This window comes from Pseudomonas sp. DL, assembly GCF_047199225.1.
GTDB classification, from domain to species: domain Bacteria; phylum Pseudomonadota; class Gammaproteobacteria; order Pseudomonadales; family Pseudomonadaceae; genus Pseudomonas; species Pseudomonas aeruginosa.
This window is the reverse complement of sequence record NZ_CP178323.1, coordinates 353921-365852: the sequence shown is the minus strand read 5'-3', so window position 1 is coordinate 365852 and position 11932 is coordinate 353921. Positions and strand designations below refer to the sequence as shown.

The 11932-nt window shown below is 66.5% G+C and carries 11 protein-coding genes; 7 read left to right on the top strand and 4 right to left on the bottom strand.

The window, feature by feature from the left end:
- Position 1 precedes the first annotated feature (1 nt).
- A complete protein-coding gene (locus ACI766_RS01655; protein WP_003112958.1) occupies positions 2-469 on the bottom strand; it encodes a DUF2269 domain-containing protein in 468 nt (155 codons plus the stop codon).
- Between the two features lie 119 nt (positions 470-588).
- A complete protein-coding gene (ilvA, locus tag ACI766_RS01650; protein WP_003110582.1) occupies positions 589-2103 on the bottom strand; it encodes a threonine ammonia-lyase, biosynthetic in 1515 nt (504 codons plus the stop codon).
- Between the two features lie 258 nt (positions 2104-2361).
- On the opposite strand from ilvA, the gene rpiA reads away from it, so the two are divergent.
- A complete protein-coding gene (rpiA, locus tag ACI766_RS01645) occupies positions 2362-3033 on the top strand; it encodes a ribose-5-phosphate isomerase RpiA (protein ID WP_003084386.1) in 672 nt (223 codons plus the stop codon).
- A gap of 123 nt (positions 3034-3156) precedes the next feature.
- A complete protein-coding gene (locus ACI766_RS01640; protein ID WP_003117874.1) occupies positions 3157-3489 on the top strand; it encodes a YegP family protein in 333 nt (110 codons plus the stop codon).
- A gap of 42 nt (positions 3490-3531) precedes the next feature.
- On the opposite strand, the gene ACI766_RS01635 is transcribed toward ACI766_RS01640, so the two are convergent.
- Positions 3532-4257, bottom strand: coding sequence for a CatB-related O-acetyltransferase (locus ACI766_RS01635; RefSeq protein WP_003117873.1), 726 nt, complete (start codon positions 4255-4257; stop codon positions 3532-3534).
- A 289-nt stretch (positions 4258-4546) separates the two neighbouring features.
- Between ACI766_RS01635 and ACI766_RS01630 the strand changes: the two genes are divergently transcribed.
- Positions 4547-6490 (top strand): autotransporter outer membrane beta-barrel domain-containing protein, encoded by a 1944-nt coding sequence (locus tag ACI766_RS01630; protein WP_076938813.1) that lies wholly within the window; start codon positions 4547-4549, stop codon positions 6488-6490.
- Positions 6491-6529: 39 nt separating this feature from the next.
- Here ACI766_RS01630 and ACI766_RS01625 read toward each other — a convergent pair whose 3' ends face one another.
- Positions 6530-7495: an SdiA-regulated domain-containing protein gene (locus ACI766_RS01625; protein ID WP_003118774.1), complete on the bottom strand. Its 966-nt coding sequence runs from the start codon at positions 7493-7495 to the stop codon at positions 6530-6532.
- A 327-nt stretch (positions 7496-7822) separates the two neighbouring features.
- On the opposite strand from ACI766_RS01625, the gene ACI766_RS01620 reads away from it, so the two are divergent.
- Genes ACI766_RS01620 through ACI766_RS01605 form a run of 4 tightly spaced genes read left to right on the top strand, consistent with a single transcriptional unit; the run spans position 7823 to position 11674 of the window.
- Positions 7823-8872, top strand: a complete 1050-nt coding sequence (locus tag ACI766_RS01620) for an ABC transporter ATP-binding protein (RefSeq protein WP_003112954.1) — start codon at positions 7823-7825, stop codon at positions 8870-8872.
- Positions 8869-9798, top strand: a complete 930-nt coding sequence (locus tag ACI766_RS01615; protein ID WP_003112953.1) for an ABC transporter permease — start codon at positions 8869-8871, stop codon at positions 9796-9798. The genes ACI766_RS01620 and ACI766_RS01615 overlap by 4 nt, the downstream gene beginning before the upstream one ends.
- Positions 9795-10583 (top strand): ABC transporter permease, encoded by a 789-nt coding sequence (locus tag ACI766_RS01610; RefSeq protein WP_003112952.1) that lies wholly within the window; start codon positions 9795-9797, stop codon positions 10581-10583. The genes ACI766_RS01615 and ACI766_RS01610 overlap by 4 nt, the downstream gene beginning before the upstream one ends.
- A 47-nt stretch (positions 10584-10630) precedes the next feature.
- Positions 10631-11674, top strand: coding sequence for an extracellular solute-binding protein (locus ACI766_RS01605; protein WP_017001825.1), 1044 nt, complete (start codon positions 10631-10633; stop codon positions 11672-11674).
- Positions 11675-11932 lie beyond the last annotated feature (258 nt).

Sequence of the window (11932 nt, the reverse complement as noted above, 5' to 3'; positions counted from 1 at the left end):
TTCAGAGCGGCTTGCTGACCATCAGTACCGCCACCGCGATGAAGCTGGCCGCACCGAGCAGGGCCATGACCAGGCCCACCTTGATCTCGCGCAGGGTCTGCTCGCCCAGCGCGGCCCCCGCCGTCTCGGCGGCGCCGGCCTGGTGCTGGACCCGCGCCAGGCGGCCGGCGAGGACCAGCCAGAAGATGCAGCCGAGCAGATAGAGGCAGGCGCCGAACAGCAGCCAGCTCTGGCCCAACGGCCAGCCGGCCAGGTGCACCAGCCACCAGCCGCTGACCGGCAGGGCCAGCAGGCTGAGCCCCAGCAGCGGCCAGCCGATCAGGCGGACCCGCTTGAAACCGCGCGCGACCCGAGCCGCGTCGCCCGTCCGCCAGCTGCGCCAGGCGTAGAACGCCAGGCCGAGCAGGCCGCCGAACAGCAGCACGGTGGCGACTCCGTGGAGAATCTTGATCTGGAGAAAATGTTCCATCAGCGCATCCTTGTCCGTGTTCCCGGCCCGTTTGAGGGGCCGGGGGCGGGCTCAGTTCCCGAGGAAGGAGATCACCTGCCCGTGAAGCTTAGCAGCCCGTGTCGGCGAGCCGCCGCGGGTCAGCCGAGGAACAGCTGGTAGGCCGGGTTGGCGGTCTCGTCCCAGTACGGATAGCCGATCGCCTCCAGGGTCTGCGGGATCAGGTGGCGCTCGTCTTCCGGCACCTGCAACCCGGCCACCACCCGGCCGTCGGCCGCGCCATGGTTGCGGTAGTGGAACATCGAGATGTTCCAGCGCCCGCCGAGCTTGGTGAGGAAGTTGAACAGCGCGCCGGGCCGCTCGGGGAATTCGAAGCGGAACACCATCTCGTCGCTGACTTTCACCGCATGGCCGCCAACCATGTGGCGGATGTGCAGCTTGGCCAGTTCGTTGTCGGTCAGGTCGAGGACCGGGAAGCCCTTCTCGCGCAGATAGGCCACCAGCGCCTCGCGCGGGTCGTTCTCCGGGTGGGTCTGCACGCCGACGAAGATGTGCGCCTCGCTGCCGCTGTGGTAGCGATAGTTGAACTCGGTGATCTGGCGCTTGCCGACCGCCTCGCAGAAGGCCTTGAAGCTGCCCGGCCGCTCGGGAATGGTCACCGCGATGATCGCTTCGCGGCGCTCGCCCAGTTCGGCGCGTTCGGCGACATGCCGCAGGCGATCGAAGTTGACGTTGGCGCCGGAGTCGATCGCCACCAGGGTCTGCCCCTCGGCGCGCTCGCGCTCGACGTACTTCTTGATCCCGGCCACCGCCAGCGCGCCGGCCGGCTCGGTGATCGAGCGGGTGTCGTCGTAGATGTCCTTGATCGCCGCACAGATCTCGTCGGTGCTGACGGTGATCACTTCGTCGACGTGGTCCTTGCAGATGTCGAAGGTGTGCTGGCCGATCTGCGCCACCGCCACGCCGTCGGCGAACAGCCCGACCTGGCCCAGCACCACCCGCTCGCCGGCGGCCATGGCCGCCTGCAGGCAGTTCGACTCGTCCGGCTCGACGCCGATCACCTTGATCTCCGGACGCAGGTACTTGACGTAGGCGGCGATGCCGGCGACCAGTCCGCCACCGCCCACCGGGACGAAGATCGCATCGAGGCGGCCGGGCTGCTGGCGGAGAATCTCCATGGCCACGGTGCCCTGGCCGGCGATGGTGTCCGGATCGTCGTAGGGATGGACGAAGGTGTAGCCCTTCTCGTCGACCAGCTTCAGCGCGTGGGCCAGCGCCTCGGGGAAGGCGTCGCCGTGCAGCACCGCCTTGGCGCCGTGGGCGCGCACCGCCTGGACCTTGATCTCGGGGGTGGTCTTGGGCATCACGATGACCGCCCTGATCCCCTGCCGCTTGGCCGCCAGGGCCAGGCCCTGGGCGTGGTTGCCGGCCGAGGCGGCGATCACCCCGCGGGCCTTCTCCTCCTCGGTGAGCTGCGCGACCTTGTTGTAGGCGCCGCGGATCTTGAAGGAAAACACCGGCTGCAGGTCCTCGCGCTTGAGCAGGACCTGGTTGCCGAGGCGTTCGGACAACTGGCGGGCGGGTTGCAGGGGCGTTTCCACCGCGACGTCGTAGACGCGCGAGGTGAGGATCTTCTTGACGTATTGTTCGAGCATCGGAGGCGGTTCGGCGGACTTCACGGAAGCCCGGAGTCTACTCCAGGCCCGCCGGGCGGACTACCGGCGCGCCGCAGGAAAACACCGCGACTGCCGGTCATCCGGGGCAAGACCGGAGGACGCCAGGCCGCTATAATTCGTCCCTTCGTATCGCAGCGGCACAGGACGTGCCGGAAACCCGCCGGGCCGCCCCGGCCGCGCGCACCCTCCGCCTGCGCCGCCGGGACGGCCGGCCAGGCAACCAGACAGGCACCCGGGATGAACCAGGATCAGCTCAAGCAGGCAGTGGCACAGGCCGCCGTCGACCACATTCTTCCGCACCTCGACAGCAAGAGCATCGTCGGCGTCGGCACAGGCTCCACCGCCAACTTCTTCATCGATGCCCTGGCCCGCCACAAGGCCGAGTTCGACGGCGCAGTAGCCAGTTCGGAGGCCACCGCCAAGCGCCTGAAGGAGCATGGCATCCCGGTCTACGAGCTGAACACGGTCAGCGAGCTGGAGTTCTACGTCGACGGCGCCGACGAAAGCAACGAGCGCCTGGAGCTGATCAAGGGCGGCGGTGCCGCGCTGACCCGCGAGAAGATCGTCGCCGCGGTGGCCAAGACCTTCATCTGCATCGCCGATGCCAGCAAGCTGGTGCCCATCCTCGGCCAGTTCCCGCTGCCGGTGGAGGTCATCCCGATGGCTCGCAGCCACGTCGCCCGCCAACTGGTGAAGCTCGGCGGCGATCCGGTCTACCGCGAAGGCGTGCTGACCGACAACGGCAATATCATCCTCGACGTGCACAACCTGCGCATCGACAGCCCGGTGGAACTGGAAGAGAAGATCAACGCCATCGTCGGCGTGGTCACCAACGGCTTGTTCGCCGCCCGCCCGGCCGACCTGCTGCTACTCGGCACCGCCGACGGCGTCAAGACCCTCAAGGCCTGAGCCCGCTTGCCCCAGGGCCGATGACCGGAGCGGGGCGACACTGCAACAAAAGCGGCTACGCTGTGTCTCAGCAGACGGCTGGTCCGTTGCGATCCGCCTCACCCTGTGAACAAGGAGCTAGACATGGCAGCCAAATTCCATCTGAAGAAAGCGAAAGACGGCCAGTTCCACTTCAACCTGCATGCCGCCAACGGCGAGATCATTCTCACCAGCGAACTGTACAAGGCCAAGGACTCGGCGCTCGGCGGCATCGAGTCGGTGCGCAAGAACTCCCAGCGCGACGGTGCCTTCGAGGTCAAGCCGGCCAGCAACGGCAAGTTCCACTTCGTACTCAAGGCCACCAATGGCCAGGTCGTCGGCCAGAGCCAGCTCTATGCCAGCCAGGCCAACGCCGAAGCCGGCGTGCAGTCGGTGAAGCGCGCAGCGCCGGAAGCCGGTCTCAGCGACGAAAGCTGACCCAGCCCTGGCCGCCGTCGACGCCGGCGGCGGCTGCGGGCCTCAGGACAGCCATTCGATGGCGAACGGCTTGTGCCGGATGCGCAAGCGCCGCGCCTCCTGGCACGCCTGCGGCGGCCGACGCTCCAGCGCCTCGACGCAGGCCTGCGGATCGTCCAGCGGCAATTCGCCAAGCACGTCCAGCGGCAACTCCCACCAGCGACTCGCCAGCAGTCGCTCGATCAGCTCCGGCGCGAAGCGATAACGGAGCACCCGCGCCGGCGAGCCCGCCACCACCGCGTAGGGCGGCACGTCGCGATTGACCAGCGATTGCGCGCCGATCACCGCGCCGGTGCCGATCTCCACCCCATCGAGGATCAGCGCGTCGCGCCCGATCCATACATCGTGGCCGATCCGCGCCGGGGTCGCTTCGCGCTCGGGCTGCAACGGCTTGCGCAACAGCTTCGGATTGGCGGTGAAGGCGTGGGTGCTCAGCCAGTGCATTGGATGCGAGCGGCGCGGCTGACCGATCACCACCCCGGTGGCGATCGAGCAGAAGCGGCCGATGCTGGCCACCTCCAAGAACTCGCAGCCGCTGACCACGTCGGTATAGGCGCCGACCTCCAGTGCCGGCGAATGGATCTTCGCCTTGCCCAGCTTCACGTTCGGCTCCAGCGTCACCTGCGTGCCGTCGCGCAGCGTCTCGACCCCGCTGGCCATGCGGCAACCGTGACGTGCCAGGGCCTTCTTCAGGCGACGGTTGAGCAGGGCTTCGCGGAAAATGTTCATGCGACGGGTATCCAGGAGATCGGCAGGGCGAGCACTGTAAATCGACCGCTCGCGGTTACCAAGCCCCGAAACGGGAAGTCACGCCCCAGTACCGGCCATCGCCGGTAACACTACGTCCAGCACGAAGCTTCCCGCCCATCGCCAGGAGCGACGCTTCTTACAACCTGGCGACACCGCAGGTCGACCAGGCGTCACTTCGTGCCACCGGGACATGAAACGGTCCGCATCCTGCTTTCCGCGGCGCGAGCATCATTCGATGCACCATCGTACCGACACAGAGGAAAGTGCCGTGTTCAAACCATTAGCTGTCGCTGTAGGCCTGGGATGTGCCGCGCTGTCGTTGGGCGCCAACGCCTACCAATACGGGGAATACGCCGGGGAGACCCTGGAGCGCCTGATCACCGACTACCCGGGCCGCTATCGCGGCACCGCCAGCTTCGCCGGCGCCAGCGAACTGATGCAGTCGCGCCTGGGCTTCGGCTACCAGACCAGTCGCCAGGACTTCACCTGGGCCGGCAACCGCAGTTCGCAGAACGTCATCGCCTCGGCGCCCGGTAGCAGCGGGAAGTTCCTGGTACTCGGCGCGCACTACGACACCTACTACGGTCGCCCGACCCTGCAGGGCCTGGACGATAACGCCTCGGGCGCGGCGGTGCTCACCGAGATCGCCCGCAACCTCGGCGGCATCGCCCTGGAGAACGGCCTCGAGGTGGTCGGTTTCGGCGCCGAGGAGGAAGGCCTGCGCGGTTCGCGTGCCTACGTCGAGTCCCTCGACGCCAGCCAGCGCGCCAACCTGCTGGGAATGATCAACCTCGACAGCCTGGTCACCGGCGACAAGATGTACGCCCATGCCGGCTCCAACAGCGTGTCCAGCCCGGCCCTCGGCGCCTACCGCGAACAGATCCTGCGCATCGCCCGCGAGCTGGACATCCCGTTGTTCACCAACCCCGGCCTGAACGCCGAATACCCGGCGGGTACCGGCTGCTGCAGCGACGGCGAAAGCTTCAACGGGATGGACATCCCGGTGTTGTTCATCGAGGCGACCAACTGGGAACTGGGCGACCTGGACGGCTACGAGCAGACCGACAACCCGGCGATTCCCGGCGGCTCAACCTGGCACGACCCGGCCGAGGACAACAAGGAAGTACTGACCAACGCCCTCGGCCAGGAGCGCATCGAGCAACGCATGCGCGACTTTTCCCGCCTGCTGACGCGCCTGGTGCTGGAGCTGACCAACGCCGACCTGCTGGCCTCCACCGCCTCCGGCGGCGCCCTGGCGCGGCAGATGGAAGACCAGTTGCAGCGCCAGCATCAGGCACTGACCCGCCTGCACGACCGCCGCTGGCTGACCCTGCTCGGCAGCAACCGGCCGGTAGGCAGCTTCGACGGCGAGGTGGGCGCGGAGGGCGAGGTCTCGCCGGACAGCGGTTTCGACATGCCTGGCAATCCGGAGTCCAGGCGCGCCGGCGTGCATCTGCTCGGCGACTACCGCTACAGCGAGGCCCTGACTCTCGGCGGCAGCCTGGCCTTCCAGCGCAGCCGCGACAAGCTGGACCATGGTGGGCGCATCGAGGGCGACACCTGGCAGCTCGGCCTGTTCGGCCTGTACAACGACGGCGGTCCGGAATGGCTGGCCGGCGAGCTGAACCTCGGGCATACCCGCTACGACAGCAAGCGTTCGGTCTACCTCCAGGCCGCCGGCGGGCCGGTGCTGCTCGACCAGCGTCTGTCGGGCGACACCTCGGCCTGGTCCTGGGGCGCCCGGCTGGAAGGCGGCTATGACTTCAGCTTCGGCGAACTGCGGAGCGGGCCGCTGGCCGGCCTCGACTACATGCACTACCGCATCGACGACTTCCGCGAGGACGAGGCCCTGCGTACCGCACTCGGCTACGAGAAGCAGGACTACGACTCGCTGGAGGCGAGTCTCGGCTGGCGCCTGCGCGGCGAGCTGGCGCTGGGCGCGAGAATGCGCCTGCAACCCTACGCCAGCCTGCGCTGGGTCCGCGAGCTGGCGAACGGACGCCTGGACGACATGGACCTGACCAGCCGCGGCGACGGGCGTGTCCGGGTCGCCGACATGGGCGGCGTGGACAAGGATTTCGGCCGCGCCCAGCTTGGCGCGCAACTGGCGATCACCGAGCAGCTCGGGGTCTTCGCCGAAGCCAACAGCCGCTTCGCCCACAGCGAAGGCAACCAGGCGGGCTATTCGCTCGGGGTGAACTGGCAGTTCTGAGCGGGCCAGGGGACGCTCCTGCCGTCCCCGTAGGCCGCGTCAGGGCTGCGCCGGCTCGTCCTTGCTGAACACGTAGAACAGGTTCGGCTCGCTGACCAGGTAGAGCACGCCACGGTCGTCCATCGCCACGCCCTCGGCCTGCGGCACGCTGCGCTTCAGGCCGTGCATGCCGCGCAGCAGCGACAGGGTGCTGACCGGCTCGCCGTCGGTGTCCAGCTCGACTACCAGACGCGACTCGTCGGACAACGCCAGCAGGTGCCCGGTGCCCTCGTCGAACTGCAGGCTGGACAGGTCGCGGACGAACAGGCGCTTGTCGCGCCCGGGGTCGTCCACCACGTGCACGGCGAACGGTTTGTCCGCCTGGGTGTGGGGGAAACCGTGGATCTCGTAGATGCGCACCGGGTCACGCTCCTTGGCGACGAACAGGCGCTTGCCCTCGGCGTCGTAAGCTAGCCCTTCGAAACCCTTGTTGCCGTTGAGGCCGATACCCAGCGAAAGCTGCTGGGCATCGGCAGCGTCGATGAAGCGCGTGTCGTCCTCCAGGCGCACCTTGACCAGGCGTTGCTGGCGCTCGTCGGTGATCACGTAGACGCCGCGGCTGATGTACTCGATGGCCTCGGCGTCGCCGAAGCCGGTCAGCGGGATGGTCCGCAGTACCTTGCCCTGCAAGGACAGCTCGATGATCTGCGCCGGCTGGTTGGTCACGGTGAACAGGGTGCGCCGGTCGGGATCGAAGGTCAGCGCGGAAACGTCGTCGTTCAACCCCTCGATGGGCTGCGCCTCGATCCGCACGCGGTAGTCCGGCAGCCATATCGAGCGCTCTTTCCAGGCATCGGCGTGACGCCACTCCTGGACGGCGAACCAGGCCCGGTCGAAGACCCGGAAGCTCTGGCCGAGAAGGACCAGCGCGGACAGCGCGACCAGCAGGACGGCCAGCAGCAGACGGCGAGGCGTGAAAGCTCGGGACATGGAAAACGGCTCGGGAGTTTGGGCGTGGATAGTCATAGCATAGAGCCTGTACGCTGTATGGAAACGGGCTGCGCCCGACCTTTCCTACGCAAGCTACGGCTCCAGGCTGAAGCCAAGCTTAAAGTCAGCCAGCCGCCCGGGCGACTCGGACAGGTCCGAGTTTCCTGTCCGAAAGAGACGACAAGAGAGCATCCGCAGTCTTCTTCCAGCGCCACCAGATTGGCCTGTTCGATCCCTTATTGGCCGCATCTATCGTTCTGCGCCCGCGGCGCCCCGGTCATTATCGAACCGCAGCAGGTGAAGCGGGCCCCAGAAACCGCAAAACCTCAACAATAACAACTGCTTGACTGCATGGAATTCAGCATGACCAGCGCGATAGCCATCGAGCGGATCTGCATGGAATTCGGTACCCCCGGCCAAGGCCTGAAGGCCCTTGACGATGTGTCCCTGGATATCCACGCCAACGAATTCTTCACCCTCCTCGGCCCTTCCGGCTGCGGCAAGACCACCCTCCTCCGCCTCATCGCCGGCTTCGAACAGCCCAGTTCCGGCAGCATCCGCCTCTATGGCGAACACATGGAAGGCCTGCCGCCGTTCCGCCGCCCGGTCAACACGGTGTTCCAGAGTTATGCGCTGTTCCCGCACATGAGCGTCGCCGACAACATCGGCTTCGGCCTGGAGATGCAGGGCCGCCCGCGCAGCGAGATCGACGCCACCGTGAGCCGCATGCTCGACCTGGTGAAGCTGCCGGAGGTCGGCAAGCGCCGCGCCGACCAGTTGTCCGGTGGCCAGCAGCAACGCATCGCCCTGGCCCGCGCGCTGGCCAGCCGGCCCAAGGTGCTGCTGCTCGACGAGTCGCTGTCGGCGCTGGACCTGAAGCTGCGCAAGGAAATGCAGATCGAGCTGAAGCGCCTGCAGCACGAGACCGGGATCACCTTCATCTTCGTCACCCACGACCAGGAGGAAGCGCTGACCATGTCCGACCGCATCGCGGTGATGAGCAAGGGCAAGGTGTTGCAGGTCGGCACGCCCAGCGACATCTACGAGGCGCCGCTGAACCGGGCGGTCGCCGACTTCATCGGCGAAACCAACTTCCTCGAGGGCCAGGCCGACGCCGACGGCGTGCGCCTGGCGGACGGCCAGCGGCTGGCCGCGACGACCCCGGGCAGCGGCGCTGTGACCTTGGCGATCCGCCCGGAGCGCACCGAACTGGCCGCCGACGGCCAGTTGGAAGGCGTGCTGGAAAACATCGTCTATGTCGGCACCGATACCGTCTACCACCTGAACGTGGCCGGACAGCCGGGCTTCCGCGTGCGCCAGCAGAACCGCGACGGCGCACGCTGCCCGCACAGTCCGGGGGCGAAGGTGCGGGTGCGGATTCCCGCCGCCGCCATCCGGGTGCTCGCCGAATGAGCACCGCCGGCCGACCTACCGCGCAACAGTCGGCCGAACGCCGGCAGCTGCGTCGGCGCCTGCTGCTGAGCAGCCCGGCGATGCTGATGCTGGTGCTGTTCCTGGTGATCCCGCTGGGCATCATGTTCGCCGTGTCGATCCAGCAATCCGGCGACTACGGCGGAGTGAAATGGGGCCAGCACAGCCTGGAGGCCTACCTCAATTTCCTCTGGGAACGCGACCTGGACGACAGCCTGGTGTTCAACGCCGACTACCTGGGCATCTTCCAGCGCTCGTTCTGGCTGTCGCTGCTGACCACCCTCGGCTGCCTGGCGCTCGGCTTCCCCACCGCGCTGTACCTGGCGTTGCAACCGGAACGCCGGCGCAACCTGCTGCTGTTCCTGGTCACCGTGCCGTTCTGGACCAACCTGCTGGTGCGGGTCTACGCCTGGATCCTGCTGCTGCGCAACGGCGGGCTGGTGGACGCCGGCCTGCAAGGCATCGGCCTGACCGACACCGGGCTGGGGCTGCTCTATACCGACAACGCGGTGATCATCGGCCTCCTTTATACCTACCTGCCGTTCATGGTGCTGCCGATCTACAGCAGCCTGGAAAAGATGGACTGGCGCCTGGTGGAGGCGGCATTCGACCTCGGCGCCAACCGCTGGAAAGCGCTGCGCCGGGTGATCGTGCCGCTGGCGATGCCGGGGATAGTCGCCGGCTGCATCCTGGTATTCATCCCGGCCCTGGGCAGCTACATCATTCCGGAATTGCTCGGCGGCGGTAAGGCGCTGATGATCGGCAACCTGATCCAGCTGCAATTCGGTACCGCGCACAACTGGCCGTTCGGCGCCGCCCTTTCGTTCGCCCTGCTGGCCTTCGTCCTGCTGGCGATGCTGATCTACAACCTGCGCTTCCGGGCCAACGCCGGCGGAGGCCAGCCATGAACGGCCGCAATCCACTCTGGACCTTCAGCGGCGTGCGCCAGGCCGCCTGGCTGTTCTTCGCCTTCCTCTACATCCCGATCCTGGTGCTGGTAGTGCTCAGCTTCAACAGCGGCCAGTCGGCGACGCTCTGGGAGAGCTTCAGCCTGAAATGGTATGCGGTGGTGGCCAACGATCCGGAAATCCTCCGCGCGGCGAAGAACTCGCTGCTCGTCGCCACCCTCGCCACCCTGGCCTCGACCGTCCTGGCCACCCTCGCCGCGCTGGGCATGCGCGGTCGCGCCTTCCGCGGGCAGACCCTGATGAACGGCGTTCTCGGCCTGCCGCTGCTGGTGCCGGAGATCGTCACCGCGGTGGCGACCCTGATGTTCTTCTCCTTCATCGGCCTGAAGCTGTCGTTGTTCACCATCCTCATCGCCCACATCGTGTTCTGCATCCCCTTCGCCTACCTGCCGATCCGCGCCCGCCTGGAGGGCCTGGACCCGCGCCTGGCGGAGGCCGCCGCCGACCTCTACGCCTCGCCGTGGAAGGCCTTCTGGAAAATCACCCTGCCGCTGCTGATGCCCGGCGTGCTGTCCGGGGCGATGCTCGCGTTCATCATCTCGATGGACGATTTCGTCATCACCTATTTCGTCGCCGGCGCCGGCGCAACCACCCTGCCGGTGTACATCTTCAGTTCCATCCGCATGGGCATATCCCCGAAGATCAATGCGATTTCCTCGATCATCCTCATGATTTCCATCGCCTTCGTCGCCCTGTCGTACTACCTCGGCCAACGCCGCCGCTGAGAACCTGCCTCCACGAAGAAAAAACAGAAGATCGCCAGGAGTCCATCATGACCTACCGCACACCGCTCACCCTGCTCTTCGCCGCCGGTCTAGCCCTGGGCGGCCAGGCTCACGCCGAAGGCACCCTGCACTTCGCCAACTGGTCGGACTACTACCCGCCGGAGTTGCTGAAGAAGTTCGAGAAGGACACCGGGATCAAGGCCACCCTCGACGCCTACGACAGCAACGAGACGCTGCTGGCCAAGCTCAAGGCCGGTGGCGGCGCCTACGACGTGGTGGTGCCGTCGGACAGTTTCATAGAAATATTCGTCAAGGAGGGGCTGCTGCAAAAGCTCGACAAGAGCCAGTTGCCGAGCCTGGGCAATCTGAAGGAAAACTTCCGGACCCTTGGCTTCGATCCCGGCCACGACTACAGCATTCCCTATCTCTGGGGCACCACCGGCTACAGCTACGATACGGCGAAGGTGCCGGGCGGCAGGCTGGAAGAAAGCTGGAAGCCGTTCTTCGAACCACCAGCCGAGCTGAAAGGCAAGGTGGTGGCTCTGAACTCCATCGAGGAACTGTTCATTCCCGCCACCTACTACCTCGGCATCGACGAATGCACCGAGGACGCCAGGGAAGCGCAGAAGGTCCTCGACCTGCTGCTCAGGCAAAAGCCGGCGCTGGCCATGTACAACAGCGACGGCACCATCGAGCGCATGGCCGCCGGCGAGGTCGCCATGCACCAGCAGTGGAACGGCGCCTTCCACCGCGCCCACGCCCAACGCGCCAGCCTCGAATACGTCTATCCGAAGGAAGGCATCCGGCTGTTCATCGACAACTTCGCGATTCCGCGCGACGCCAGCAACGTCAAGGAAGCCCACGTCTTCATCGACTGGATGATGCGCCCGGAGAACATCGCCGCCGCCTCCAACTTCGCCAAGTACAACAACGCCATCGTCGGCTCGGAGAAATTCATGGAGAAAGCACTGTTCGACGACCCGGCGATCAACACCCCGCAGGACAAGCTCGACCGCCTGAAGCCGTTCAAGCTCTGCTCGCCGAAAGCCCTGGCGTTGCGCAGCAAGGTCTGGACCAAGCTTAAGAAATGATCGACGCGGCGCTGGCGGCCAGCTCGCGCCAGCGCTGGCCGGCCAGCCAGCTTGGCCATCTCGATCCCTTTTTGACCGTCTACAGGGTTCTCCCCGGCGAAACCGGATTGCTAGAGTCGAACCGCGCCCTCCTCGAGGGGTCGCCCGGAGCCGCGGAAACGGCGCCGGCAGAGCCCAAGGGAACCTCGCGACCGCGAGCTAGAAATCCAACAAGAACGCTTCCTGAGAACGCCATGAACACTATCGACGCCCCAACGC